Below are 25,964 nucleotides of genomic sequence, written 5' to 3' on the forward strand. Positions count from 1 at the left end.
ACCGCGTTCGTCGACGTCCTGGACCGTGAGGGCCGGTTGCTGGCCGTGGCCGCCGAGAAGGCCGGCACCGACGCCGAGGTGCCGACGTGTCCCGGCTGGCGGGTACGGGACCTGCTGCGGCACACGGGGATGGTGCACCGCTGGGCGACGGCGTTCGTCGCCGAGGGACACACCTCCTACCGTCCCGGCGACGGGCTGCCCGACCTCGACGGCGCCGCGCTCCTGACCTGGTTCGAGGAGGGGCACGGGCGGCTCGTCGACACCCTGGCCGGCGCCGCGCCCGACGTGCGCTGCTGGCACTTCCTGCCCGCGCCCTCCCCCCTCGCGTTCTGGGCCCGGCGGCAGGCCCACGAGACGACCGTGCACCGGATCGACGCCGAGTCGGCGGCGGGCGGCGACCCCAGCGACCTCGCGCCGCACTGCGCGGCGGACTTCGCGGTCGACGGCATCGACGAGTTGCTGTGCGCCTTCCACGCCCGCCCGAAGAGCGCCGTCCGCACCGAGGAACCCCGCACGCTGCGGGTGCGGGCGACGGACGTGCCCGGCGCCGTGTGGACGGTACGGCTGTCGCAGCGGCCCCCGGTGACGGAGCGGAACGACACCGGGGACGCCGACTGCGAGCTGGCCGGGCCCGCCGCGCGGCTGTACCCGGCCCTGTGGAACCGGGGACCGGTCCCGGAGGTGACCGGGGACGCCTCCCTCGCCGCGCTGTGGCGCGCGACGTCGGGCATCACCTGGAGTTGAGCGGGACGGCCGGCCGCGGCCAGGCACGCCGGCCCGGTGGGGCGGAGCTCGTCCTCGGCCCGCGCGCAGCACGTGCGCGCGCAGGGCCGGCGCGGCACGGCCCGCCGGACCCACGGCTGCGATACTTGCCGATATGACCAGTCACGGGGGACGGCGTACGCAGGGTGAGCGGGACGCGATCACGGTCGAGATCGGATACGCGCTGTGCAGCGCGGCGTTCGCGGCCGCCGTGCTGTTCGGAGCGGTGGCGGGCCCGGCCTACGTCTTCGAGCTATCGGCCGGTACGCGGGACGTGCTCGTCGGCTCCGGCGCGGCACTGGCCGTCGTGGTGTTCTTCAGCCGTGTGGTGAGCGTGCTGGTCCGCTTCGGGCACGGCGGTCAGCCCGGCAGGCCCGGCCTCACCGACCCCGACTCGTAGGCGGGCGCGACCGGTCGGGCCCGCCCCGGGCGCCCGGCGCCCTCGCGCTCGGTGAGACCGGCCGGCGCGGTGGCCTGCGCCGGTGTCGTCGTCACCGGGCGCCGCGGGACGCGCGGGCCGGGGCGCGAGCGGCGTCCGTCCGCCGCTGTCGGGTCAGGAACCGGCCTCGTCGGGCGCCGGGCCCGCACCACCCGGGGTGCTCGCGGTTCCCGCGCCGGCCGCGGTGCTGGCGGTGCCCGTGGAACTCGTGGCCTCCGTGGAGCCCGTCCCGCTCACGGGCTGCCGGCGGTCCATGGCCGCCAGCGCCCGCTGCGCCAGCGGATGGCCGCGGACCAGCTCGCCCAGCGAGGTCGAGCCCTGCGTGATGTCCCGGAACGCCTTCCAGGCCGGACGGAATCCGGTCAGGGCCGCGTGGAAGAGCCCCGGCCGGCGCTCGAAGATCGCCAGCATCCGCTTGCCGACGCTCATCTCGACCCCGAGCCCGGCCTTGATCGCGAAGGCGTAGTTCAGAGCCTGCTTGCGCGCGTCCACGGCGTCGTGCGCCTCGGAGATCCGCACCGCCCACTCTCCGGCGAGCCGCCCCGAGCGCAGCGCGAAGGAGATGCCCTCGCGCGTCCACGGCTCCAGGAGCCCCGCCGCGTCCCCGCACACCAGGACCCGGCCGCGCGACAGCGGCGAGTCGTCGGCACGGCAGCGCGTCAGGTGGCCGGAGGAGATGCTCGGTTCGAAACCGGCGAGCCCGAGCCGTCCGACGAAGTCCTGCAGATACCGCTTGGTCGCGGCGCCCTCGCCGCGCGCCGAGATCACACCGACCGTCAACGTGTCGCCCTTGGGGAAGACCCAGCCGTAACTGCCGGGGATCGGCCCCCAGTCGATGAGGACCCGTCCCTTCCAGTCGTCGGCGACCGTCTGGGGCACCGGGATCTCCGCCTCCAGGCCGAGGTCGACCTGGTCGAGCTTCACCCCGACGTGCGCGCCTATCCGGCTGGCGCTGCCGTCCGCGCCGACGACGGCCCGCGCCAGCACCGTCTCCCCGCCCTGCAGGACGACGGCGACCGTACGCCGGTCCGGCACCGCCGTCCCGTGCTGCTCCACCCGCGTCACCGTCGCCCCGGTACGCAGCTCGGCGCCCGCCTTCTGCGCGTGCTCGACGAGCTGCTGGTCGAACTCGGGCCGGTTGATCAGCCCGAACAGCATCTGCCGGGAGCGCCGGGTCCGGGTGAACCGCCCGTTGTGCGAGAACGTCACCGCGTGCACACGGTCCCTGAAGGGAAGGTCGAAGCCGGGCGGGAGGGTGTCGCGCGAGGGACCGATGATGCCGCCGCCGCACGTCTTGTAGCGGGGCAGCTCCGCCTTCTCCAGCAACAGCACGCGCCGCCCCGCGACCGCCGCCGCGTAGGCGGCCGAGGCCCCCGCCGGTCCCGCGCCCACCACGACGACGTCCCAGACCTGACGCGTGTCGTCCGCCGAAGAGTTCTCGCTGCTCACGATGGTCTACTGCTCCGATCAAACCGCATGCCGCACCTGACCCCCGCATCCTACGGCGGGCATCGCCGCAGGCCACTGTGGGAGGATCCCCGTACTCATCGGTACAACGTCGCACCCGCAAGGAGCGTGCCCATGTCGTCGAATCCGGTCGCCGAGACCGTCTCCGCCCTGATGCCCCGGGCGAAGGAGGAGCTCACCGCGCTGGTGGCCTTCAAGTCGGTGGCGGACTTCGACCAGTTCCCGCGCAGCGAGAGCGTGGGCGCCGCCAACTGGATAGCGGCGGCGCTGCGGGCCGAGGGCTTCCAGGACGTGGACCTGCTCGACACACCGGACGGCACGCAGTCGGTGTACGGGTACCTGCCCGGCCCCGAGGGCGCCAAGACGGTGCTGCTGTACGCCCATTACGACGTGCAGCCGCCGCTGGACGAGGCCGGCTGGGCCACCCCGCCGTTCGAGCTGACCGAGCGCGACGGCCGCTGGTACGGGCGCGGCACCGCAGACTGCAAGGGCGGCGTGCTGATGCACCTGCTCGCGTTGCGCGCGCTGAAGGCGAACGGCGGCGTGCCGGTGCACGTCAAGGTCATCGCCGAAGGTTCGGAGGAGCAGGGCACCGGCGGTCTGGAGCGGTACGCCGAGCAGCACCCCGAGCTGCTGGCGGCGGACACCGTCGTCATCGGCGACGCGGGCAACTTCCGGGTCGGTCTGCCGACGGTCACCTCCACGCTGCGCGGCATGACGCTGGTCCGCGTGAAGGTCGACACGCTCGAAGGCAACCTGCACTCCGGGCAGTTCGGCGGCGCGGCGCCCGACGCGCTGGCCGCCCTGATCCGCGTACTGGACTCGCTGCGCGCCGAGGACGGTTCGACGACCGTCGACGGGCTGGCGACGGACAGCCGGTGGGAGGGGCTGGCCTACGACGAGGAGCAGTTCCGGCGGGACGCGCGGGTGCTCGACGGCGTGGAGCTGATCGGCTCCGGTTCGGTCGCCGACCGCATCTGGGCCCGCCCGGCCGTGACGGTGCTCGGCATCGACTGCCCGCCGGTCGTCGGTGCCACCCCGTCGGTGCAGGCGAGCGCCCGCGCGCTGGTGAGCCTGAGGGTGCCGCCGGGCGTGGACGCCGTCGCGGCCACCAAGCTGCTCCGGGCGCACCTGGAGGCCCGCACGCCGTGGGGCGCCCGGGTGGAGGTCGAGCAGATCGGACAGGGCCAGCCGTTCCGCGCCGACACCACCAGCCCGGCGTACCAGGCCATGGCGGACGCGATGGCGGTGGCGTACCCGGGCCAGGAGATGCAGTACGCCGGTCAGGGCGGTTCCATCCCGCTGTGCAACACCCTGGCCTCGCTGTACCCGCAGGCGGAGATCCTGCTCATCGGCCTGAGCGAGCCGGAGGCGCAGATCCACGCCGTGAACGAGAGCGTGTCCCCGCAGGAGCTGGAGCGGCTGTCGGTGGCGGAGGCCCTGTTCCTGCGCAACTACGCGGCGAGCTGAACCGGCCGGGCCCACCGTTCTGCCGTCGGCAGAGGATCCTCGCCGCCCGGCGGGGTCCCGCCTACGGTCGTGCCATGGACGTCTTCGAGCTCCTCCCCCGCCTGCACCTGTTGCGCTTCCCGGTCGGCCAGGCCTACCTCTGGCGCGACGGCGACGAGCTGACGCTCATCGACGCCGGGCCGGCCGGGTCGGGGGCGCGGATCGCCGCTGCGGCACGGGCCGCCGGACGCGTACGGCGTGTCGTCCTCACCCACTTCCACGAGGACCACGCGGGCGGGGCGGGCGAGGTCGCCGCGCTCACCGGGGCCGAGGTGGTGGCCCACGCGCTGGAGGCGCCCGTCGTACGGGGTGAGGTGCCGGGCCCGCCGCCCGTCTTCGAGGACTGGGAGCGCCCCCTGCACGCGGATGCCGTCCGCCGGCTTCCGCGGGGCGGGTTCGACCGGCCCGCCAAGGTCGCCGAGGTGGCCGACGGCGACGTCCTCGACTTCGGCGGCGGGGCACGGGTCGTCCACGTCCCCGGTCACACGGACGGCAGCATCGCGCTCCACCTCCCGGGTCACGGCGTGCTGTTCACGGGGGACGCCGTCGCCGCGTCGCCGGTCGACGGCCGGGTGATGCTCGGCGTGTTCAACGTCGACCGGGAGCGGGCCGTCGGCTCCTTCGGACGATTGGCGGGCTTCGACGCGGAGGTGGCGTGCTTCGGGCACGGGGAGCCGGTGACCCACCGGGCCGCGGAGGCGCTCCGGGAGGCGGTGCGGCGCCACGGGGTGGTGGGCTGACGTCAGCCGACCGGGGTGCCCGCCTCCAGATACAGTACGGCCCCGCGTTCCCTGGCCCGCAGGGCCCAGCGCAGGCGTTCGTAGCGGACCGGGGGCAGGAGGCCGGCGGCCTCGTCCTCGGTGACGAAGCGCCAGTCACGCAGTTCGGGGCCGGGCAGCAGCACCCGGCCGGCGTCCGCGGAGTCGAGCCGGCCGCCGTCGAAGAGCAGCCGCAGACCGCCGTAGCCCGGGGGCACGGGCTTTTCCCAGTCGACGACCAGCAGGGCGGGTACGTCGTCGAGGTGGATGCCGGTCTCCTCGGCGACCTCGCGCATCCCGGCACGGGCGGGCGCCTCGCCGGGTTCGACGACGCCCCCGGGGAACTCCCAGCCGGGCTTGTAGGTGGGGTCGACGAGCAGGACGCGGTCCTGTTCGTCGAAGAGCAGGACGCCGGCGGCGAGGGTCTCGCCGGTGGGCTCGGGCGTCTGCACGATGTCACAGGCGGGCAGGGCGTCGGCGCCGACGGCCTCGGCGATACGGGCGGCGGCCTCGTACGGGCTGAGGGCGCCGGTGTCGACCGGGTGGGCGTCGGCGGCCAGCCAGGAGGCGAGGGCGGCCCGGTACGGCTCCATGTGGTCGTACGACCACTGCCGTACGCTCAGCGCGCCGTCGGTCAGGTCCTCCGGTATCTCGCGGCCCGCTATCCGCTCTCGCAGGATCGTTTCGGCCGGAGTCAGCAGGACGTGCCGGACCTCGATCCTGCGGGCGGCGAGACCGCCGAAGATCTCGTCACGGTACTCCTGGCGCAGCAAGGTCATCGGGACCACGAGGGTCCCGCCGAGCTCGGCGAGCATGGCGGCCGCCGTGTCGATCACGAGGCGGCGCCAGATCGGCAGATCCTGGAAGTCACCGACCTCGGCGAGGCGTTTGGGCGGCAGCAGACGCGCGAGCGCGCCGCCGATGACTTCCGGGTCGAAGAGTGTGCTGTTCGGGATCAGTTCGATCAGTTCCCGTGCGGTGGTGGTCTTCCCCGCACCGAACGCGCCGTTGATCCAGACGACGGTCACAGGTCCCCCTCTTCTGTAGGCCCCCTGAGGCTTGCCCGCTTCACCCTGCCACGGAAACCAGGCCCAGTTGAGGACGTACGGCAGCGGCGCCGGCGCCCCTGGGGAGGGGCGCCGGCGCCGCGTGGTCCGAATGGTGCGTGTGGGCGGTGTGCGTCAGCCCCGCTGCCTGAGGGTGTCGTCGTCCAGGGCGAGGTTCTCGGTGTGGACCGTGTCCTCGACGACGCCGACGGGGTCCACCTCGAGATGGAGCGGGAGGCCCTCCGAGGCGGCGTGGGACGGAGTGACGGCCGCGACGACGAAACCGGTGGCGAGGGAGGCGATGGCGAGCATGCTGCGCTTCTTCATGCCTTCTCCAACTGCGCCACGGCGCCGGGGTCACGGCCCGGGACGCGGAAGCCACGAAAACGGACCACACAGGCCCCACCCGGCCCCGGGGCCGCCCGGTGTCGTACCGACCGGACTGGCGCGAACCGGCCGCGTGCCGACCGACTTCGTGCCGGTCGGCCTCGGACACCCCGGACCCACGCCCCGCGCTCGTGCCGGCCGGCCTCGGACACCCCGGACCCACGCCCCGCGCTCGTGACATCCGGGCCTCGCACACCCACGCCCGCTCGGGCCCGGACCGGCACCGACCGGCACCGACCGGCTCGGGCCGCCCCGCCCACGCACCGGCCACCACCCCCTCAGCCCCGGCTCAACACCGACCGGCCACCGCCGCCCCGGACCCGTGCTCGTGACATCCGGGCCTCGCACACTCCCGCTCGCCCAGGCTCCGGACCACCGCCGACCCGCCAAGCCGCCCCGCACCCGCGCCGGCCGGCTCGCCCGCCCGCGCCCGGTCCCGGACCAGTACCGACCCGCGGCGGGGCGGACCGGCGTACTGCCGCGCTCCGCACCGCGGGCGGCCCCGCGTTCGGCTCAGACGCGTGCCGGAGTCGCGCCCGTCGTCCTCGTGAGCGCCGCGGCAGCCGCGCCCACCAGCCCCGCGTCCGTCCCCATCTGGGCGGGCACGACCGTGAGGCGCTGCACGAAGGACAGGGTCGCGTAGTCGGTGAGGGCCTTGCGCAGGGGGGCGAAGAGCACGTCGCCCGCCTTGCCGACTCCCCCGCCGACCACGGCGATGTCGATCTCGGCGAGGGTCGCGGTGGCGGCGATGCCGGCGGCCAGGGCCTGCGCCGCCCGTTCGAAGGAGGCCACGGCGACGGGGTCGCCCAGGCGGGCGGCGGCGGCGACCGCCTGGGCGGAGGTGTCGCCGTCCGGACCCGGGCGCCAGCCCGCGTCAAGAGCACGCCGGGCGATGTTGGGGCCGCTCGCGATGCGTTCCACGCAGCCACGCGCGCCGCACGGGCAGGGGTCCCCGTCCAGGTCCACGCTGATGTGGCCGATGTGGCCGGCGTTCCCGGTCGGCCCGGGGTGCAGCCGGCCGTTGAGGACCAGACCGCCTCCGACCCCCGTCGAGACCACCATGCACAGCGCGTTGTCGTGCCCGCGGGCGGCGCCCTGCCAGTGTTCGGCCGCCGTGATGGCCACGCCGTCGCCGATCAGCTCGACGGGCAGGTCACCGGCGGCGGCACGGACCCGCTGGACGAGCGGGTAGCCGCGCCAGCCGGGCACGTTGACCGGGCTGACCGTACCGGCGGAGGCGTCGACCGGGCCGGCGCTGCCGATGCCGACGGCCGTGGCCCGCCCCCACAGCGGCGACGCGGCCAGTTCCGCGAGCACGGCCTCGACGGCCCCCATCACGGTGTCGCCGTCCTCCTGGGCGGGCGTCGCACGCTGCGCGCGGGCCTGGATGCGGCCGTGGCCGTCCACCAGCGCCCCGGCGATCTTGGTGCCGCCGATGTCCAGCGCAGCCACGAGGTCGGTGTGCATCAGAGTCGGATCTCCCCGTCGGACCGGAAAAGGCAAGAAAAAGGACGAACACAAGAGCACGCAGCAGACCGGTCCCCCGGTGGGGACAGGGGCCGGAGAGTGCGATGGACAGTGTCTCCCGCATCTGACAACGTTGTCCAGGCTCTATGCTCGACGCCACATCCTCATACAAGCGCATCAGCCACGCATCCCTGTGGACGACAGGAGCCGACGCAATCCCGTGGACGACAGGACAGGACACCGCACCGTGCCCGACACGCCCCGCCGCGCAGACCGCCTCCCCGGGAACCGCTACGGCAGTCGCCCGACCATGAAGGACGTCGCGGCCCGGGCCGGGGTCGGGCTCAAGACCGTCTCCCGGGTGGTCAACGGGGAGCCGGGCGTCACCCCGGAGACCGAGCGCCGCGTCCAGGAGGCCATCGACGCCCTCGGCTTCCGCCGCAACGACAGCGCGCGGGTGCTCCGCAAGGGCCGTACCGCCAGCATCGGGCTGGTCCTGGAGGACCTGGCCGACCCCTTCTACGGGCCGCTCAGCCGCGCCGTGGAGGAGGTGGCCCGCGCGCACGGCGCCCTGCTGATCAACGGGTCCAGCGCGGAGGACCCGGACCGCGAGCAGGAGCTGGTGCTCGCGCTGTGCGCCCGGCGTGTGGACGGACTGGTGGTGATCCCCGCCGGCGACGACCACCGGTACCTGGAGCCGGAGCTCAGGGCGGGCGTCGCCACGGTGTTCGTGGACCGGCCCGCGGGGCAGATCGACGCGGACGTGGTGCTGTCCGACAACTTCGGCGGCGCCCGTGACGGCGTGGCCCATCTCATCGCGCACGGGCACCGCAGGATCGGCTTCATCGGCGACATGCCCCGCATCCACACCGCGGCCGAGCGGCTGCGCGGCTACCGGGCCGCCATGGAGGACGCGGGCATACCGGTGAAGGACTCCTGGATGTCGCTGGGCGTCACCGCTCCCCGGCGGGTGCGCCGCGCGGCCGAGGAGATGCTCGCCGATCCCCATCCGGTCACCGCGATCTTCACCGGCAACAACCGGGTGACGGTCACCGTGATCCGCGTGCTCGCCGAACATGCCCGCGGCGTGGCCCTGGTCGGCTTCGACGACATCGAGCTCGCCGACCTGCTCCAGCCGGGCGTCACCGTGGTCGCGCAGGACGCGGCGGCCCTCGGCCGCACCGCCGCCGAGCGGCTCTTCAGGCAACTGGACGGCACGCTGCTCGCGCCCGACCGCATCGAACTGCCGACCAGGCTGGTCACCCGGGGCTCGGGCGAGTTGCCGCCGGCGGACTGAGCGGCCCGTGGCGGAGGACTGTGCGTGGGCTCGCGTGGGCAGCCGCGCCACCCTCGGGCCCTCCCGCACGGGCCGCCTCAGCCGCTCGGGGCGGACCGTCGTCCAGCCGTCGGCCGAGAAAGTGGCCGGGTCCCTCCCCGTGGCCCCCGGGAGGAACCCGCGCGGGGCCGGAGCCGGGCGGCAGGCGCAAGGCCCGTCGGCTCCGGCACCCCACGACGGGCCCGGCGGGCGGCGCTGGAGCGGACGGCCGGGAAGGCCGGACACGAGAAGGCCGGCACGAGACCGCGGACGGCCGGACACGGCCGCCACCGGCTGACGACCCCACCGCGTCGGCGTCCGACCGAGCGGCCACGGACACCACCCGGCGCGGCACGACCTCCGCCACCGCCACACCGCCACACCGCCACACCGCCACACCGCCACCGGGAGGGAATCACACCGTGTCGAAGCCACTCGGCGAGGACCGGACCGCTGCCGGGCCACCGGCGGGCGACCGCCCGCGTGCTCAGCCCCCCGGCGAGGACCGGACGCTGCGTGCGCTCGGGCTGGCCGGTGTGCCGCGTGAGGAGCCGCTGCTGTATCCGGGCGCATGGCCGCGGGAGTCGGGACTGCTGGACGGGGACCGGCTGCTGCCGCTGGACGGGTGGGTGCACGAGGACGGCGCCGACCGGGTCCCCGTGCTCGCGATCGGCTCGAACGCGAGCCCGGGACAGCTGCGCCACAAGATGGCCGAGTTCGGGATCGGTTCGCCGATCCCGATGGTCAAGACCCGGGTCACCGGCGTCGACGTCGGCATCTCCGCCCATGTGAGCCGCATGGGCTATGTGTCCGCCTCACCGGTGCGCGCCCCGGGCGTCGTACGGGAACTGTTCGTCCTCTGGCTCGACGCCGAGCAGCTCGCCGTGATCGACGCGAGCGAGGGCGTGCCCATGGCGGCCGGCAACTTCGACCGGGCCTGGCTCCCCGCACCCGACGTGCGCGTCGAGACGGCCGACGGCACGGTGCTGCGCGGCGCGTACGCCTACGTCAACCGCCACGGTGTCCTGCACGACGGCACAGGGGCACCCCGCCGGCACCCGGGGGAACAACGCCCGCTGATCACCGAGCTGCTGCGGGGGTCGGCCCGGCTGCGCGAGCTGTTCGGGGTGACGCCCGAGGAGTTCTGCGCACGGGCGCGGGCCGACCGGCGGCTGTGCGAGCGGGGCACCCGGCTGTTCGTCGAGGAGAAGCGGGTGACGGCGTCCGGCCTGGAGCGGTACGTGCGCTCCGGCCGGACCGAGGAGCCGCCTGCCGGGCCCCTGTCGCCGCCTACTGCGCCGACGCCGTGAGGTCGCCCCGCCGCGGCGACGCGAAGGCCTCCAGGTCGGCGCGGGTCAGGCCGGTCAGCCGGGCGACCTCGCCGATGTCGAGGGCGCCGCAGTCCAGGCCGCGCAGCAGATAACCGCTGAGGGCCTTGGCGGTGGCGGGCTCGTCCATGACATCGCCGCCGGTGCGGCTCGCGTAGCGGGCGAGACGGGCGGCGGCCTGCTCGAAGCCCTCGCGGTAGAAGGCGAAGACCGCCGCGTACCGGGTCGGGATGTGGCCGGGGTGCATGTCCCAGCCCTGGTAGTAGGCCCGGGACAGCGCGCGGCGGGTGAGGCCGTAGTGCAGGCGCCAGGCGTCGTGGACCTTCTCGGTGGAACCGACCGGCAGGACGTTGGTGGAGCCGTCCGAGACGCGTACGCCGGTGCCCGCGGCGGCGACCTGCATGACCGCCTTGGCGTGGTCGGCGGCCGGATGGTCGCTGGCCTGGTGGGCGGCGGACACCCCGAGGCAAGCGCTGTAGTCGAAGGTGCCGTAGTGCAGGCCGGTGGCGCGGCCCTCGGCGGCCTGGATCATACGGGCGACGGCGGCGGTGCCGTCGGCGGCCAGGATGGACTGGCTGGTCTCGATCTGGATCTCGAAGCCGATCCGGCCGGGCTCCAGGCCACGTGCCTCCTCGAACGCCTCCAGGAGCCGCACCATGGCGGTGACCTGCTCGGGGTACGTCACCTTCGGCAGCGTGAGGACCAGCCCGTCTGGCAGGCCGCCGGCCTCCGTCAGGCCGCTGAGGAAGACGTCGAGGGTGCGGATGCCCCGGTCGCGCACCTGGGCCTCCATGCACTTCATGCGGATGCCCATGTACGGGGCCGCCGTACCCCGGTCGTAGGCCTCGGCGACCAGGCGGGCCGCGCGGGCCGCGGCCTGGTCCTCCTCGGCGTCGGAGCGGTTGCCGTAACCGTCCTCGAAGTCGACGCGCAGGTCCTCGACCGGCTCGCGCTCCAGCTTGGCGCGCACCCGGGAGTACACCGGCTCGGCGAGGTCGTCGGCGAGGCCGAGGACGGCGGCGAAGGACGCGGCGTCGGGGGCGTGTTCGTCCAGGGCGGCGAGGGCGCGGTCGCCCCACGAGCGGATCGTGTCGGCGGCGAAGACGTCACCGGGTACGTAGACCGTGTGGACGGGCTGGCGGGTGCCCGGGTCCCCGGGGTAGCGGCGCTCCAGCTCCGCGTCGACCGGTGCGAGGGAGGCGCTGATCTCCTCGCCGACGGCGCCCGCGAGGCTCGTTGCCACCTTCTCCTGCTGACCCATCGCACACCCTCCTGTTTTCCGCTGGACGGAATCAGTAATCCGTACAGCGAAGTTATCTGGCGGCCCGTCGCTGGTCAACACCATCCTGGGCAGACGCCGAGGCCCCCGCGACCAGGAGGGTCGCGGGGGCCTCGGCGTGAGTCCGGGGGGCTGCTCAGCCCTTGCGGCTCTTGACTTCCTCGGTCAGCTGCGGGACGACGTCGAAGAGGTCGCCGACCACGCCGTAGTCGACCAGGTCGAAGATCGGGGCCTCGGCGTCCTTGTTGATCGCCACGATCGTCTTCGAGGTCTGCATGCCGGCACGGTGCTGGATCGCGCCCGAGATGCCGGAGGCGATGTACAGCTGCGGCGATACGGACTTGCCGGTCTGGCCGACCTGGTTGGTGTGCGGGTACCAGCCGGCGTCCACCGCGGCGCGCGAGGCGCCGACGGCCGCGCCGAGCGAGTCGGCGAGGGCCTCGATGATCGCGAAGTTCTCCGCGCCGTTGACGCCACGGCCGCCGGAGACGACGATCGCGGCCTCGGTCAGCTCCGGGCGGCCGGTCGACTCGCGCGGCGTGCGCGCGGTGACCCTGGTGCCGGTCGCGGCGGCGGAGAAGGACACCGACAGCGCCTCGACCGCACCGGCGGCCGGGGCCGGCTCTACGGCCGCGCTGTTCGGCTTGACCGTGATGACCGGGGTGCCCTTGGAGACCCGGGACTTGGTGGTGAACGCGGCGGCGAAGACCGACTGGGTGGCCACCGGTCCCTCGTCGCCGGCCTCCAGGTCGACGGCGTCGGTGATGATGCCGGAGCCCAGGCGCAGCGCCAGGCGGGCGGCGATCTCCTTGCCCTCCGCGGAGGACGGCACCAGCACGGCGGCCGGGGCGACGGCCTCGTGAGCGGCCTGCAGCGCGTCCACCTTCGGCACGACCAGGTAGTCGGCGTACTCGGCGGCCTCGTGGGTCAGCACCTTCACCGCGCCGTGCTCGGCGAGCGTGGCGGCGGTGTCGGCGGCGCCGTTGCCGAGGGCCACGGCGACCGGCTCGCCGATGCGACGGGCGAGGGTCAGCAGCTCCAGCGTGGGCTTGCGGACGGCACCGTCCACGTGGTCGACGTAGACGAGAACTTCAGCCATGGGACTTCTTCTCTCCTGCTTGCGAGATGTGAGGGGGCGGTCGGCGAATCCGGGGCTCAGATGAACTTCTGGCCCGCGAGGAACTCGGCGAGCTGCTTCCCGCCCTCGCCCTCGTCCTTGACGATGGTGCCCGCGGTGCGCGCCGGGCGCTCGGCCGCGGAGTCGACCGTGGTGTAGGCGTTCTCGAGACCGACCTCGTCCTCGTCGACGCCGAGGTCGGAGAGGTCCCAGGACTCCACCGGCTTCTTCTTGGCCGCCATGATGCCCTTGAAGGACGGGTAGCGGGCCTCGCCCGACTGGTCGGTGACCGACACGACCGCCGGCAGCGACGCCTCCAGCTGCTCGGACGCGGCGTCGCCGTCGCGACGGCCCTTGACCGTCCCGTCCTCGACGGAGACCTCGGAGAGCAGGGTCACCTGCGGCACGCCCAGGCGCTCGGCCAGCAGAGCGGGGACGACGCCCATGGTGCCGTCGGTGGAGGCCATGCCGGAGATGACCAGGTCGTAACCGGCCTTCTCGATCGCCTTGGCCAGGACCAGGGAGGTGCCGATGGCGTCGGTGCCGTGCAGGTCGTCGTCCTCGACGTGGATCGCCTTGTCCGCGCCCATGGACAGCGCCTTGCGCAGGGCGTCCTTGGCGTCCTCCGGGCCCACCGTCAGGACGGTGATCTCCACGTCGTCGTCGGAATTCTCCGAGATCTGCAGCGCCTGCTCGACCGCGTACTCGTCCAGCTCGGAGAGCAGACCGTCCACGTCGTCCCGGTCGACGGTCAGGTCATCGGCGAAGTGCCGGTCGCCAGTGGCGTCGGGCACGTACTTCACAGTGACAACGATCCTCAAGCTCACGCCGGCTCTCCTACTGCATCGACATTTCAGTACTGCCTGCTTGCAGGCAGCATAGGCGCCTCAAGCGGCCGCTCCCGGTCGGGGCGGTCCGCGCTCCGACCGGAATATTACTCGTCAGTACACCCAGTTCATTCCCGCTAAGCAAGCGCTTTGAACTGTGACCTTCGCAACGCAGCGTAACCGGAACCCGACGGCTTCGCAGCGGCGCACGGAGAGGCGTCCTGAGGGGAATCAGTCGCGCAGGCCGTTGTACTGCCCCTGGTGGTACAGCAGGGGACGGCCGGTGCCCGTGGGATCACCGAGAAGCACCTCGGCCAGCACGATGCGGTGGTCCCCGGCGGGCACCCTGCCCACGACGCGGCACACGAGCCAGGCGAGTACGCCGTCCAGCACGGGCACGCTCTCGGGGCCCTCCCGCCAGGCGGTGGGCGCGCCGAAGCGGTCGGCGCCGCTGCGGGAGAAGGTGGTCGCGAGGTCCCGCTGGTGCTCACCGAGCAGATGGACACCCACGTGCTCGGCCGCGGACACCGCGGGCCAGCTGGAGGATCCGGTGCCGATGCCGAAGGAGAGCATCGGCGGTTCGGTGGAGACGGAGGTGAGGGACGTGGCCGTGAACCCGACCGGGCCGGACTCCCCGGGCGCGGTGATCACGGCCACCCCCGCCGCGTGCCGCCGGAAGACGGATCGCAGCAGGTCGGCGGAGGCGAGCCGCGGCGCGGCGAGGTCGGGGGTGGCCGTCATGCGGAATGTCCTTCTGCGTTGCGCCCCGCCCCGGAGGGAGGGAGCGGAGCCGTACGGGCAGGCTGGCGACGGGTGGCGCCCACAGTCAAGTACGCCCCGGTACGTGAGAGCTGTGGACAGCGCCTCATGCCCGGCGTGGTGGCTCTCACACCGCCTCCCCCAGCGCGGCGATGACATCCGCCTTGCGCGGCAGGCCGGCGGCGCGCCGCACGACGCGGCCGGCGGCGTCGAGGACCAGCACGGTCGGGGTCCTGAGCACGTCGAGCGCGCGCACCAGCTCCAGATGGTCCTCGGCGTCGATCTCGACGTGGGAGACGCCCGGCACCATGCCGGCGACCTCGGCGAGGATCCGCCGGGTGGCCCGGCAGGGAGCGCAGAAGGCGGTGGAGAACTGCACGAGCGTGGCGCGTTCTCCCAGTGCGGCGCCCAGGTCGGCCGCGCCGAGCCGGAGACCGGCCGCACCCGGCGGCGGACCGGTCACACCGTGCCGGGCAACGGCCGCACCGTGCCGGGGAACGGCCGCACCGTGCCGGGGAACGGTCGCATCGAGCCGCTCACCCTCGCTCCGCCCGCGCACCCGCGCGCCCCCGTTCCGCCGCACCGCGGCACTCCGTGGGCACGCTTCGCGCACCCCACCAGTCCGATCGTCGTACAGGACAGCGCTCGCGGGACGGCGGAGATTCCCGCCTCGCCGTCACGATTCGGCCACGCGACGGCCGATGACGTGATGAGAATCTCGCCACGGCCGGGCACCAAGGCTGGTACACCGGCCGTTCTTGGGGCACGATCTGCGACAAGCCGTAAAACCTACGGCTGCGTAACTTTCGACTGGGAATCCCCTTCCCAGGCAGAGAAGGAAGGGCCCGACCCGCCCATGGCAGAACTCGTCTACCGCCCGGTCATCGGTCTCGCCCGCACCATGTTCAAGGTGTGGGACCTCAAGATCGACTGCCGTGGGTCGGAGAACATCCCGCGCTCGGGCGGCGCCGTGCTGGTGAGCAACCACATCAGCTACCTGGACTTCATCTTCAACGGCCTGGCGGCGCTGCCACAGAAGCGGCTCGTGCGCTTCATGGCGAAGGAGTCGGTCTTCCGGCACCGGGTCTCCGGGCCCCTGATGCGCGGGATGAAGCACATCCCGGTGGACCGCAAGCAGGGCGAGGCGGCGTACGCGCACGCCCTGGACTCGCTGCGCTCCGGTGAGATCGTCGGGGTCTTCCCGGAGGCGACGATCTCCGAGTCGTTCACGCTCAAGAGCTTCAAGTCGGGCGCCGCGCGCCTGGCGCAGGAAGCGGGCGTTCCGCTGGTCCCGATGGCGGTGTGGGGCACCCAGCGGCTGTGGACCAAGGGGCACCCGCGCAACTTCAAGCGCAGCCACACCCCGGTCACGATCCGGGTCGGCGAGGCACTGGAGGCCTCCCGCGAACAGTACGCGGGTGCCATCACCCGCCGGCTGCGCGAGCGTGTGCAGGAGCTGCTGGAGGCCGCGCAGCGCGCCTATCCGGTGCGCCCCCGGGGTGCCGACGACACCTGGTGGATGCCGGCCCACCTCGGCGGCACGGCCCCGACGCCCGAGCAGCTGCGCACGGCCGAGGCGCACTGACCCCGGCCGGTTCGCTCCGCTACGACGGCAGCGCGGCCGGGAGGGTCGCCCACAGGTGCGGTCGGTCGGTGGCCGCCTTCAGTACGTCCAGCACGACCGGATGCGGTGCGGCGTACAGCTCCGGGTAGTCCCCCTCCCCCGCCTCGGTGTCCGGCGTGAAGGCCAGCCGTTCCCGCCCCAGGGAGAACTGCGCGTTCACGCCGGGCTTGTTCCCGCGCGGGTCCTGCCGGTGCCAGGCCCCGTCGAACCGTACGGCGACCAGTCCGTGCACCACGTCGAACCGCTGGTAGCACAGCGCGGTCGGAATGTCCTCGGCCCGCAGCAGCGCGGCCAGCGCGTGGGCCTTGGCATAGCAGATGCCGGTGCGCCGCTCCAGCACGTCGGAGGCGCGCCAGGTGACGCGCGGGTCCCCGGAGTCCTGTGAGTGCGGGATGGTGTCGCGCACGAACTCGAAGGCCAGCCGCGCATAGGCATACGAGTCCGCCGCCTCCTTGGCGAGCCGCCCGGCCACCTCCCGCACACCGGGGTGATGGTGGTCGATGACCTCGTCGGCGGCCAGGTAGGCGGACAGGTCGTGGGTCTTCTGGATCAGCTCCATGCCCGCAGAGCATAGGAACGCGATCACCCACCAGTCAATGACTTTCCAGGTGATCGCATACCTATGCAGGATGGTGTGCGCCTCGCCTCAGCGCGCCATCTCCTCCTTGAGCGCCGCCACGAACGCGTCGACGTCGTCCTCGGTGGTGTCGAAGGCGCACATCCAGCGGACGTCACCCGCGGCCTCGTCCCAGAAGTAGAAGCGGAACCGCTTCTGCAGACGCTCGCTCACCTCGTGCGGCAGCCGGGCGAAGACCGCGTTGGCCTGCACGGGGTAGAGGATCTCCACCCCGTGCACGGCGCGCACACCCTCGGCGAGGCGCTGGGCCATCTCGTTGGAGTGCCGGGCGTTGCGCAGCCACAGGTCCTTGGCGAGCAGAGCCTCCAGCTGCACCGACACGAAGCGCATCTTGGAGGCGAGCTGCATCGACAGCTTGCGCAGGTGCTTCATGTGGCGCACCGCGCCCTGGTCGAGGACCACGACCGCCTCGCCGAACAGGGCGCCGTTCTTGGTGCCGCCCAGCGAGAGGAGGTCCACGCCGACCGCGTTGGTGAACGTCCGCATGGGCACGTCCAGGGAGGCGGCGGCGTTGGCTATCCGCGAGCCGTCCAGGTGCACCCTCATGCCGTGCGCGTGGGCGTGCTCGCAGATGGCGCGGATCTCGTCGGGCGTGTAGAGCGTGCCGAGCTCGGTGCTCTGGGTGATCGAGACGACCTGCGGCATCGCACGGTGCTCGTCGTCCCAGCCGTACGCCTGCCGGTCGATCAGCTCGGGCGTGAGCTTGCCGTCCGGCGTGGGCACGGTGAGCAGCTTCAGACCGCCCATGCGCTCGGGGGCGCCGCCCTCGTCGACGTTGATGTGCGCGCTCTCGGCGCAGATCACCGCGCCCCACCGGTCGGTGACCGCCTGGAGCGCGACGACGTTGGCGCCGGTGCCGTTGAAGACCGGGAACGCCTCGGCTCCGGCCCCGAAGTGGCTGCGGATCACGCGCTGGAGGTTCTCGGTGTACTCGTCCTCGCCGTACGCCACCTGGTGCCCGCCGTTGGCCAGGGCCAGGGCGGCGAGCACCTCCGGGTGCGCGCCGGCGTAGTTGTCACTGGCGAAACCGCGGACCCCGGGGTCGTGGTGGCGACGCGCGTCGGTCTTCGGAGGGTTCACGGCTTCTCGGTCAGCCACAGACGGTTTCCGTTCACTTCCGCGGCGGGCTTCTCCCAGACTCCGGCGACGGCCTCGGCGAGGTCACGCACGTCCGTGAAGCCCGCGAACTTCGCGTTGGGGCGCTCGGCGCGCATCGCGTCGTGCACCAACGCCTTCACCACCAGGATCGCAGCCGCGGATGTCGGGCCCTGCTCGCCCCCCGCCTTGCGGAAGTAGTCCGCCATGGCCAGCGTCCACGCCTCGGCGGCGGCCTTGGCTGCCGAGTAGGCGGCGTTGCCCGCGGTGGGGCTGGTCGCGCCCGCGGCGCTGACCAGGACGTAGCGGCCGCGGGGGCTGCGCTGGACGGCTTCGTGGAACGCGAGGGAGGTGTGCTGCACGGTGCGGATGAGCAGCTTCTCCAGCAGGTCCCAGTCGCCGAGGTCGGTCTTGGTGAAGTTCTGGCTGCCGCGCCAGCCGCCGACGAGGTGGACCAGGCCGTCGACGCGGCCGAACTCCTTCTCGGTGCGGTCGGCCCACGCCCGGGTGGAGTCCAGGTCGAGCAGGTCGACCGTCTCGCCGGTGACCGTGGCGCCGCCGTGCGCGTACCGCGCCGCGTCGACGGCCTCCGCCAGCCGCTCCGGGTCGTTGTCCGAGCCGACGACCGTCGCACCCGCCTCGGCGAGCCGCAGCAGTGCGGCCCGTCCGGCGGGTCCGCCCGCTCCCGCCACCGCGATCACCGCGCCGTCGAGCGCCCCGTTCCCCATGATCCTCGCCTCCCGAGCCTGTGCCTGTCGTGCCTGTTCCCGCGGGCCGGTGCCGTCACTCACGCGGCGGCCCGCTCGGCACCGTCCGCCGTGATGCCCTTGGTGGCGGCGATCACGTTCTTCAGCTTCTTGGACAGGGCCTCGTAGAACATGCTGAGCGGAAACTCGTCCGGAAGCACGTCATCGACGAGCTTGCGCGGCGGCAGGCTCAGGTCCAGCGCGTCGGGGCCCTTGGCCCACTTCGAGCCCGGGTGCGGGGCGAGGTAGGTGGAGACCAGCTCGTAGCCGGCGAACCAGTGGACGAGCTTGGGGCGGTCGATGCCGTCGCGGTAGAGGGTCTCGATCTCGGCGCACAGCTGGTTGGTGACCTGCGGGGCGCGCTGCCAGTCGATGAAGAGCTTGTTGTCGGTCCAGCGGACGACCTCGTGCTTGTGCAGGTAGGCGAAGAGGAGCTGGCCGCCGAGGCCGTCGTAGTTGCGCACGCGCTCGCCGGTGACCGGGAAGCGGAACATGCGGTCGAAGAGGACCGCGTACTGCACGTCGCGCGCCTGCGGGACGCCGTCGGCCTCCAGCTTCACGGCCTCCTTGAAGGCGGTGAGGTCGCAGCGCAGCTCCTCCAGTCCGTACATCCAGAACGGCTGGCGCTGCTTGATCATGAAGGGGTCGAACGGGAGGTCGCCGTGGCTGTGGGTGCGGTCGTGGACCATGTCCCACAGGACGAAGGCCTCCTCGCACCGCTTCTGGTCGTGGACCATGGCGGCGACGTCCTCGGGCAGCTCCAGGCCCAGGATGCCGACGGCGGCCTCGGTGACCCGGCGGAAGCGGGCGGCCTCGCGGTCGCAGAAGATGCCGCCCCAGGAGAAGCGCTCGGGCGCCTCGCGCACGGCGATCGTCTCCGGGAAGAGGACGGCCGAGTTGGTGTCGTAGCCGGACGTGAAGTCCTCGAAGGTGATGCCGCAGAACAGCGGGTTGTCGTAGCGGGTGCGCTCCAGTTCGGCCAGCCAGTCGGGCCAGACCATGCGCAGCACGACCGCTTCGAGGTTGCGGTCCGGGTTCCCGTTCTGCGTGTACATCGGGAAGACGACCAGGTGCTGGAGGCCGTCCGTGCGGTTCGCGGCGGGCTGGAAGGCCAGCAGTGAGTCGAGGAAGTCGGGCACCTGGAAACCGCCGTCGGCCCAGCGGCCGAGGTCCGTCACCAGCGCCTCGTGGTAGGCGCGGTCGTGCGGGAGGAGCGGGGACAGCTCCCGGACGGCCTCCACGACACGGCGCACGGCCTGCTCGGCGGTGGCCCGGCCGGGTGCGCCCTCGGCATCGAAGTCGATCGACCCGTCCTTGGACTGCCATGGCCGGATCCGCTCCACGGCATCCTTGAGCACGGGCCACGCCGGGTGCTCCACCACCCTGCTCACCGGAGGAATGTTCTCCTCCACACCCACCTGCGCAAGAATTTCCGTCATGTCCCATCCTCCACGGGAGAAGCTTGAGTCAGGACACCGTACGCATACGAGGTTCCTCCCTTCAAGGGGAGCCTCCGTAAATTATCCTGCCTCACCTGGGGCTTCACCGCATTTCTTCCTGTGGGACGCCGGAGTCCGGATACCAGGCGCGGCGGAGGGGAAACGGTCCCGCAGGGCCGTTAGGCTGCCGCCCTGCCATCGCCGCCGTCGACGGAAGCGAGTCGAGCCTTGAACTTCCTCACCATCGGTCACCGCGGAGTGATGGGTGTCGAACCCGAGAACACCCTGCGTTCCTTCGTCGCCGCCGAGCAGGCCGGCCTCGACGTCGTCGAACTGGACCTGCACCTGAGCAAGGACGGCGCCCTCGTCGTCATGCACGACGCGGACGTGGACCGCACGACCGACGGGTCCGGCGCCATCGCCGAGAAGACGCTGGCGGAGCTGCGCGCCCTGGACGCGGGGCGCGGCGAGCGGGTCCCGGTCTTCGAGGAGGTGCTGGACGCCGTGTCGGTGCCCCTGCAGGCCGAGATCAAGGACGTGGCGGCCGCGCGGACGCTCGCCGAGGTGATGCTCCGGCGGGATCTGGTGGACCGGGTGGAGGTGATCTCGTTCCACGACGAGGCCGTCGCCGAGATCGCCCGGCTCGTGCCGGGGGTACGGACCGCCCTGGTCGCGCAGTACTACGGCACCGACGTCGTGGACCGCGCCGTCGAGGCCGGGGCCGGGACGCTGTGCCTGGACATCAACCGGATCACGCTGGAGATCGTCCAGCGGGCCCGCGAGGCCGGCCTGCGGGTCTTCTCCTGGACCGTGAACACCCAGGACCAGCTGCGGCTGGTGCGCGCCCTGGGCCTCGACGGCGCGACGACCGACTACCCGGAGATCAAGCGCACCGGCCGCTTCACGGCCTGAGCGTCACGCCAGCGGCTTGACCAACAGCTCGAACCGCAGGTCGTCGCGGCGCGGGATGCCGAAGCGCTCGTCGCCGTACGGGAAGGGGGTCATCTCTCCCGTACGGCGGTAGCCGCGGCGCTCGTACCAGGCGATGAGCTCCTCTCGTACGGAGATCACGGTCATGTGCATCTCCGTCACGCCCCACGCCTCGCGGGCCTGCCGCTCCGCCTCCGCGATGACCGTCTTGCCGAGGCCCTCGCCCTGGAGCTCCGGGCTGACGGCGAACATCCCGAAGTAGGCGTGTCCATCGCGGTGCTCGAGCTGGCAGCAGGCCACGATCCCGCCGTCCCGCTCCACCGTCAGCAGGCGGCTGTCCGGTGCCTCGACGACCTCCCGCACACCCTCCGGGTCCGTGCGCTGCCCCTGGAGGATGTCCGCCTCGGTGGTCCACCCGGCGCGGCTGGACTCGCCGCGGTACGCGGACTCCACGAGCGCGACGATCGCGTCCACGTCCGCCTCGGTGGCGTCGCGGTAGGTCAGGGGGGTGGCGGTGGTGTCCATGCGGGCGTCTCCGGTTCGTTCTCGGGCGCGGGGCGGCACGGACGAGGGTAACGCTGCCGTTAGGCTCCGGACGCATGGTGCACGTACTCAGCAGCCGGACCCTGCTCCGCCCCACCGACCCGGACCGCTCCCGCGCCTTCTACGGCGGGCAACTCGGGCTCGCCGTCCACCGGGAGTTCGGCACCGGTCCCGAGCGGGGCACCGTCTACTTCCTCGGCGGAGGCTTCCTGGAGGTCTCCGGGCGTTCCGAGGCTCCCCTCTCGCCCGCGCTGAAGCTGTGGCTCCAGGTCGAGGACGCGGCAGCGGCCCACGACGAGCTGCGCGCGAAGGACGTCGAGATCGTCCGGCCGCCGGTCAAGGAGCCGTGGGGGCTGGTGGAGATGTGGATCGCGGACCCGGACGGCACGCAGATCGTGCTGGTGGAGGTGCCCGCGGAGCACCCGCTGCGCTACCGGCCCGGGATCTGAACCGGCCCCGAACCGGCGACCGTCCGCTGCCCACCGCCCGGTCACCCGCGCGCCTCCACGCCGGTGCGGGCCGGATGGCCGCCGCCCGGTCCCGGCCTTAGCGTGCTGGGGACGGACGGCCGCGGCTCGGCGGAAGGACGCCCCACACGATGAAGCTGCACGAACCGGTGACCGGCGGACCCTGCTGGGCCGAGCTGGGGACCAGCGACCTGGACGCAGCCGAACGCTTCTACACGAGGCTGTTCGGCTGGCGCCCCGAGACGGACCCGCGGCAGCAGGACCGCGGCTACACGATCGTCCGCCTCGGTGACGCGGCGGTCGCCGCCCTGGCGCCGCTGAACCGGCAGGCGGGGCCGGTCGAGTGGAACGTGGCGTTCGCCGTGCGCGACGCGGACGCCGCCGTACGGCAGGTGACGGCGGCCGGCGGGGAGGTGCCGCAGGGCCCCACGGACGTCTACGACTCGGGCCGGTTCGTGGTGGCCGTGGACCCGACGGGCGCGGTCTTCCATCTGTGGCAGGGACGGTCGTTCCGGGGTGCCGGGCTGTTCAACGCCCCCGGCTCGCTGGGCTGGGTGGAACTGCTGACCCGGGAGCCGGACCGGGCCGCCGACTTCTACACCACGGTCTTCGGCTGGAGCGTCAGCGCCTCCGAGCGCTACCCCCGGTGGGGGATCGACGGGGCGGACTTCGGCGGCATGGTGACGATGGACGACAAGTTCCCGCACGAGGTACCCGCGCACTGGCTGCCGTACTTCGCGGTGACGGACGTGGACACCGCTGCCGCCGACGCGACCGAGGGGGGCGGCACCGTGCTCATGGTGCCCACCTCCGTGCCCGACGGACCGCGCCTCGCGGTCCTGCGCGACCCGCAGGGCGCGATGTTCGGCGTGTACCGCGCGGGCGACGAGTGCTGAGCCGCCCGGCACACCGGAGGACGCGCGAGGGGAGGCCGCCTCAGACCCGCAGCGCGTCCAGGCGCCCCTCCAGCTGGCCCAGCAGGAGGCCGAGGAGCGCGGCGAGCTCACCCTGCTCGGCCGGCTCGACACCGGACAGGACGGCGGACTCGTAGGCAAGCTGGTCGGGCAGGATGCCGTCGACGAGGTCCCGTCCGGCGTCCGTGAGCCGGACGTGGGCGACCCGGCGGTCGCGGGTGTCGCCGCGCCGCTCCACCAGGCCGCGCTCGGTGAGCTGCTTGAGGCGCTTGGTGACGGCGGCACCGGAGGAGAAGGTCTCGCGGGCCAGTTCCCCGGGGGTCAGCTCGTGCCCGGTGCGACGCAGCGCGCCGAGCAGGTCGAACTCGGCGCGGCTGAGGCCCGCCCGCCGCAGCGGGGCGTCCTCGGCCTGCTGGAGGAGGGCGGCGCACCGGTTGATGCGGCCGATGATCTCCATCGGGCCGGTGTCGAGGTCGGGGCGGACGGCCCGCCACTGCCGGACGACGGCGGCGACGGTGTCCCCGCCCGCTCCTCCCCTCACGTCACCGCGCCTCGCGTCACCGCCCCTCGCGTCGCCCCCGGTCGCCGAGCCCCCGTCGGTCGCGGTCATCGCCGTAGGTCCTCCGTTCTCGTGCCCGTGTCCCGGTCCGGACGCGCTGCCTGGCGTCGCACCGTTGCGGCGAGCGTACGGTGTCCCGACTGCTCGGCGAGCACGACCCTCTCCTGGGGCAGGGCACGCCCCCACCACTCACCGGCCGCCCCCTCGACGGTGGCCCGCAGGTCGGTCAGCGCGGCGACCAGGCCCCGGCGGGCGGCCTCCAGGGCGGCGGGGTCGGGGGCGGGCTCCGCGACGAGACGGGCGGCGCGTTCGCGGGCGCGGTCGGCGGCGGTCACCGCGTGTTCGACCCGGTCCCCCGCGCGACGGTTGGTGACGACCACGGCGGCCAGGAAGCCGACCAGGGCGCCGACCAGGGTGTCCACCACCCGCTCGGTGATCAGCTCCCCGGGTTCCTGATAGCCGGCGAACTCGGTGACGAGGAGCGCCATCGGGGTCACGCAGACGGAGCCGAGCCAGTAGTTGCGGGTGATGAGCGCCTCGGCGCCGAAGTTGAGGGCGACGCAGAACAGGACGAGGAGGACCTGCCCGAGGTGGGCGAGCGGGACGATGGCGGCGAAGAGCAGCACCCCGGCGACGTTGCCGACGACGCGCTGGACGGCCCGGCCCCAGGTCAGGGTCAGGTTGGCCTGGTACAGCGCGGCGGCGGTGACCAGGGCCCAGTAGGGGCGGCCGATGCCGAGCGCGAGGGAGGCGTAGCCGGCCAGCGCGCAGCCGAGGGCGGTGCGCACGGCGATCGGGGTGAGCGGGCCGAGCCTCCGCCACAGGGGCGCGGGGCGGGCGGCGAGTTCGACGTCCACGCCGACGAGTTCGTCGGTGGCCCCCGGGGTGTCGCCGGTGCGCGGGATCCGGCCGGTGCCACGCAGGGCGCGGGCCCAGGTGCGCAACCGCTCCGGGTCCGTGTCGGCGGGCGCGGCGAGCGCGACCTCGGCGCGGACCACGAGGCGTTCCAGGGCGTGCCGGGTGGTGGCGCGGGCCCCGGTCGCCGGCAGGGACAGCAGCGCCTGCCAGGCGGCCTGCACGGCCGCGTACCCGCCGGCGCGGGCGGAGGCGTGGCCGTCGCCGGTGCCACGGGTGTCGGCGTACGCGGCGGCGGCGTTCAGCGCCTGGGCGGTGGCCCGGCGTTCCGGTCCGTGGGGGCGCAGGAGCGCGGGTGCCATGCCGACGAGCCAGGCCCAGGCGCCCGCGGCGGCGCCCAGTGCGAGGTGTCCGGGGACCTGTCCCAGGGTCTGCGGGACGAACAGGGAGGCGGAGCTGATGAAGGTCAGGACCACATTGCCCGGCGGGCCGACGCGGGTGGCGTCGCACAGCGCCTTCTGCACGGCGGCCAGCAGGGCGCCGACGGTGACGAGTACGACGGCGTTCCGCGTGAGCGAGGCGGTGAGCAGGGCGACGGCGACGCCGCCGAGCATGCCGAGGACCACCCACGCGAGGGTGCGGGCCCGCGCGGCGTAGGGGCGGTTGTGCGCGTAGAGGGCGCACAGGGACCCGGCCATGGTGTACATCGCCAGGTCGAGCCGGCCCAGCGCCAGCAGGATCAGGTTGGGCGGGGCGACGGCGGCGACCGCACTCAGGGCGGGCTTGAACCAGATCTCGGAGGGGCGGCGCAGGCGCAGCACGCCGGACAGGGACAGACGTCGGCCGAGTGAGGTGCCGGGGGTGGGGGTCGCACTGCTCATGGAATGGATGTTAGCAGGTGTTTTACCAGTAAAAGATGGATCGCATGTGACCCCCGTCCCGGCGCCGACCAGCCGCGACCCGCCGCGCTCCCCCCAATACCCCCCGTGTACACCCTTGCGCTCGCGTGCGCGCCGCGTGGCCCGGGCAGGCCTTGACCGACCGTCGAACGTCGAGCCAGGAGGCGCGCGTGCACGGATCGGCGTCGTCCGGGTGGCTGCTGGTCGCGCTGTGCGCGGCCACCGGCGCCTACTGCCTGCTGCGGATGCGCAGCAACCTCGAGGAACAGCGCCGCGCCGCGGGAGGCGAGGCCCTCATGGGTTTCGGCATGGCCGCCATGGCCGTGCCCGCGGCGGCGTTCACCCCACCGGCCTGGGTCTGGCCCGCCTACGCGGTGCTGTTCGGTGCCACCGGGCTGCGGGCCCTGTGGGCGGCGCGGTCCGGCCGGCACCACCTGCACCATCTCGTCGGGGCCGCCGCCATGGTCTACATGGCGGTGGTGATGACGGGCTCCCCCGCCCACGGGCACGCGCACGGCGCCTCCGGAGTTCCCGCGCTGACCGGGGCGCTGCTGCTCTACTTCACCGGCTACGTACTGCTGACCGGTGCGCGACTGATACCGGTCGTCGCCGTGGCCGGTGGCGGACCGGCGGCCGGGTGGGGCGACCGTCCGGAGCTGGCGCGGGCCTGTCGGCTCTCCATGGGGATAGCGATGCTGGCCATGCTGCTCACCATGTGAGCGCCGACGGCGGCCCGTGCCGCGCCCGGCTCACCCCGTACGCGACCGTTGTCTGCGTCACTTTGCGCGGCGGGCCG

Annotated in this window: 27 protein-coding genes; 11 read left to right on the plus strand and 16 right to left on the minus strand. The window is 73.3% G+C overall.

Annotated features, from left to right (window positions below):
* Together KUM32_RS24545 and KUM32_RS24550 are read left to right on the plus strand one after the other, a co-directional pair.
* Positions 1–744, plus strand: a 744-nt coding sequence (locus tag KUM32_RS24545; RefSeq protein ID WP_254406065.1) for a maleylpyruvate isomerase family mycothiol-dependent enzyme, incomplete at its 5' end; no start/stop codon positions are given.
* Positions 745–877: 133 nt separating this feature from the next.
* Positions 878–1,162, plus strand: coding sequence for a DUF6332 family protein (locus KUM32_RS24550; RefSeq protein WP_217144115.1), 285 nt, complete (start codon positions 878–880; stop codon positions 1,160–1,162).
* Positions 1,163–1,315: 153 nt separating this feature from the next.
* Here KUM32_RS24550 and KUM32_RS24555 read toward each other — a convergent pair whose 3' ends face one another.
* Positions 1,316–2,650 carry a geranylgeranyl reductase family protein gene (locus KUM32_RS24555; protein ID WP_217144116.1) on the minus strand — a complete coding sequence of 445 codons (1,335 nt, stop codon included), beginning with the start codon at positions 2,648–2,650 and terminating at the stop codon, positions 1,316–1,318.
* Positions 2,651–2,782: 132 nt separating this feature from the next.
* On the opposite strand from KUM32_RS24555, the gene KUM32_RS24560 reads away from it, so the two are divergent.
* Together KUM32_RS24560 and KUM32_RS24565 are read left to right on the plus strand one after the other, a co-directional pair.
* Positions 2,783–4,138 carry a dipeptidase gene (locus KUM32_RS24560; RefSeq protein WP_217144117.1) on the plus strand — a complete coding sequence of 452 codons (1,356 nt, stop codon included), beginning with the start codon at positions 2,783–2,785 and terminating at the stop codon, positions 4,136–4,138.
* Between the two features lie 74 nt (positions 4,139–4,212).
* Entirely contained in the window at positions 4,213–4,917 is a 705-nt protein-coding gene (locus tag KUM32_RS24565; RefSeq protein WP_217144118.1) for an MBL fold metallo-hydrolase, read from the plus strand.
* Positions 4,918–4,919: 2 nt separating this feature from the next.
* Here KUM32_RS24565 and KUM32_RS24570 read toward each other — a convergent pair whose 3' ends face one another.
* The 3 genes from KUM32_RS24570 to KUM32_RS24580 all read right to left on the minus strand — a co-directional run bounded on the left by KUM32_RS24570 (position 4,920) and on the right by KUM32_RS24580 (position 7,835).
* On the minus strand, positions 4,920–5,963 hold the full coding sequence (locus tag KUM32_RS24570) for an NUDIX hydrolase (RefSeq protein ID WP_217144119.1): 1,044 nt from the start codon (positions 5,961–5,963) through the stop codon (positions 4,920–4,922).
* Positions 5,964–6,116: 153 nt separating this feature from the next.
* Positions 6,117–6,308, minus strand: coding sequence for a hypothetical protein (locus KUM32_RS24575; protein WP_217144120.1), 192 nt, complete (start codon positions 6,306–6,308; stop codon positions 6,117–6,119).
* A gap of 573 nt (positions 6,309–6,881) precedes the next feature.
* A complete protein-coding gene (locus tag KUM32_RS24580) occupies positions 6,882–7,835 on the minus strand; it encodes an ROK family protein (protein WP_217144121.1) in 954 nt (317 codons plus the stop codon).
* 220 nt (positions 7,836–8,055) lie between these two features.
* Between KUM32_RS24580 and KUM32_RS24585 the strand changes: the two genes are divergently transcribed.
* Both KUM32_RS24585 and KUM32_RS24590 read left to right on the plus strand, forming a co-directional pair.
* The gene (locus KUM32_RS24585; RefSeq protein WP_217144122.1) at positions 8,056–9,132 is read left to right on the plus strand and encodes a LacI family DNA-binding transcriptional regulator; all 1,077 of its coding nucleotides are present in this window, start codon (positions 8,056–8,058) and stop codon (positions 9,130–9,132) included.
* 530 nt (positions 9,133–9,662) lie between these two features.
* On the plus strand, positions 9,663–10,460 hold the full coding sequence (locus KUM32_RS24590; RefSeq protein WP_217144222.1) for a hypothetical protein: 798 nt from the start codon (positions 9,663–9,665) through the stop codon (positions 10,458–10,460).
* Here KUM32_RS24590 and KUM32_RS24595 read toward each other — a convergent pair.
* The 5 genes from KUM32_RS24595 to KUM32_RS24615 form a co-directional block, all read right to left on the minus strand.
* On the minus strand, positions 10,441–11,739 hold the full coding sequence (locus tag KUM32_RS24595; protein ID WP_217144123.1) for an aldolase/citrate lyase family protein: 1,299 nt from the start codon (positions 11,737–11,739) through the stop codon (positions 10,441–10,443). The genes KUM32_RS24590 and KUM32_RS24595 overlap by 20 nt on opposite strands.
* 154 nt (positions 11,740–11,893) lie before the next feature.
* Positions 11,894–12,856: an electron transfer flavoprotein subunit alpha/FixB family protein gene (locus KUM32_RS24600; protein WP_217144124.1), complete on the minus strand. Its 963-nt coding sequence runs from the start codon at positions 12,854–12,856 to the stop codon at positions 11,894–11,896.
* 56 nt (positions 12,857–12,912) lie between these two features.
* Positions 12,913–13,701: an electron transfer flavoprotein subunit beta/FixA family protein gene (locus KUM32_RS24605; protein WP_217144125.1), complete on the minus strand. Its 789-nt coding sequence runs from the start codon at positions 13,699–13,701 to the stop codon at positions 12,913–12,915.
* Positions 13,702–13,932: 231 nt separating this feature from the next.
* The gene (locus KUM32_RS24610; protein ID WP_217144126.1) at positions 13,933–14,442 is read right to left on the minus strand and encodes a flavin reductase family protein; all 510 of its coding nucleotides are present in this window, start codon (positions 14,440–14,442) and stop codon (positions 13,933–13,935) included.
* A 145-nt stretch (positions 14,443–14,587) separates the two neighbouring features.
* A complete protein-coding gene (locus tag KUM32_RS24615) occupies positions 14,588–14,923 on the minus strand; it encodes a thioredoxin family protein (protein WP_308408711.1) in 336 nt (111 codons plus the stop codon).
* Between the two features lie 393 nt (positions 14,924–15,316).
* On the opposite strand from KUM32_RS24615, the gene KUM32_RS24620 reads away from it, so the two are divergent.
* Complete coding sequence (locus KUM32_RS24620; protein WP_217144127.1) at positions 15,317–16,045, plus strand: 1-acyl-sn-glycerol-3-phosphate acyltransferase; 729 nt, start codon at positions 15,317–15,319, stop codon at positions 16,043–16,045.
* A gap of 19 nt (positions 16,046–16,064) precedes the next feature.
* Here KUM32_RS24620 and KUM32_RS24625 read toward each other — a convergent pair whose 3' ends face one another.
* The 4 genes from KUM32_RS24625 to KUM32_RS24640 form a co-directional block, all read right to left on the minus strand.
* Positions 16,065–16,643, minus strand: a complete 579-nt coding sequence (locus KUM32_RS24625) for a transglutaminase domain-containing protein (RefSeq protein WP_217144128.1) — start codon at positions 16,641–16,643, stop codon at positions 16,065–16,067.
* 87 nt (positions 16,644–16,730) lie between these two features.
* Positions 16,731–17,801, minus strand: coding sequence for a low specificity L-threonine aldolase (locus KUM32_RS24630; RefSeq protein WP_217144129.1), 1,071 nt, complete (start codon positions 17,799–17,801; stop codon positions 16,731–16,733).
* Positions 17,798–18,544, minus strand: a complete 747-nt coding sequence (locus tag KUM32_RS24635) for an SDR family oxidoreductase (RefSeq protein WP_217144130.1) — start codon at positions 18,542–18,544, stop codon at positions 17,798–17,800. Before KUM32_RS24635 ends, KUM32_RS24630 begins: the two co-directional genes overlap by 4 nt.
* A 59-nt stretch (positions 18,545–18,603) precedes the next feature.
* On the minus strand, positions 18,604–20,001 hold the full coding sequence (locus KUM32_RS24640) for a DUF6421 family protein (RefSeq protein ID WP_217144131.1): 1,398 nt from the start codon (positions 19,999–20,001) through the stop codon (positions 18,604–18,606).
* Positions 20,002–20,229: 228 nt separating this feature from the next.
* On the opposite strand from KUM32_RS24640, the gene KUM32_RS24645 reads away from it, so the two are divergent.
* Positions 20,230–20,913, plus strand: a complete 684-nt coding sequence (locus tag KUM32_RS24645; RefSeq protein ID WP_217144132.1) for a glycerophosphodiester phosphodiesterase family protein — start codon at positions 20,230–20,232, stop codon at positions 20,911–20,913.
* 3 nt (positions 20,914–20,916) lie between these two features.
* Here the strand turns inward: KUM32_RS24645 and KUM32_RS24650 are convergent, their stop codons facing one another.
* The gene (locus tag KUM32_RS24650; RefSeq protein ID WP_217144133.1) at positions 20,917–21,456 is read right to left on the minus strand and encodes a GNAT family N-acetyltransferase; all 540 of its coding nucleotides are present in this window, start codon (positions 21,454–21,456) and stop codon (positions 20,917–20,919) included.
* A gap of 74 nt (positions 21,457–21,530) precedes the next feature.
* Between KUM32_RS24650 and KUM32_RS24655 the strand changes: the two genes are divergently transcribed.
* Positions 21,531–21,923 carry a VOC family protein gene (locus KUM32_RS24655; protein ID WP_217144134.1) on the plus strand — a complete coding sequence of 131 codons (393 nt, stop codon included), beginning with the start codon at positions 21,531–21,533 and terminating at the stop codon, positions 21,921–21,923.
* A 149-nt stretch (positions 21,924–22,072) separates the two neighbouring features.
* The gene (locus KUM32_RS24660; protein WP_217144135.1) at positions 22,073–22,837 is read left to right on the plus strand and encodes a VOC family protein; all 765 of its coding nucleotides are present in this window, start codon (positions 22,073–22,075) and stop codon (positions 22,835–22,837) included.
* 40 nt (positions 22,838–22,877) lie between these two features.
* Here the strand turns inward: KUM32_RS24660 and KUM32_RS24665 are convergent, their stop codons facing one another.
* Positions 22,878–23,465, minus strand: a complete 588-nt coding sequence (locus tag KUM32_RS24665; RefSeq protein WP_217144136.1) for a MarR family winged helix-turn-helix transcriptional regulator — start codon at positions 23,463–23,465, stop codon at positions 22,878–22,880.
* Positions 23,462–25,150 carry an FUSC family protein gene (locus KUM32_RS24670; protein WP_217144137.1) on the minus strand — a complete coding sequence of 563 codons (1,689 nt, stop codon included), beginning with the start codon at positions 25,148–25,150 and terminating at the stop codon, positions 23,462–23,464. The genes KUM32_RS24665 and KUM32_RS24670 overlap by 4 nt, the downstream gene beginning before the upstream one ends.
* A gap of 188 nt (positions 25,151–25,338) precedes the next feature.
* On the opposite strand from KUM32_RS24670, the gene KUM32_RS24675 reads away from it, so the two are divergent.
* Positions 25,339–25,887, plus strand: a complete 549-nt coding sequence (locus KUM32_RS24675; RefSeq protein ID WP_217144138.1) for a DUF5134 domain-containing protein — start codon at positions 25,339–25,341, stop codon at positions 25,885–25,887.
* The last annotated feature ends 77 nt before the right edge of the window (positions 25,888–25,964 follow it).

The sequence above is a fragment of the Streptomyces sp. AC627_RSS907 genome, assembly GCF_019049165.1.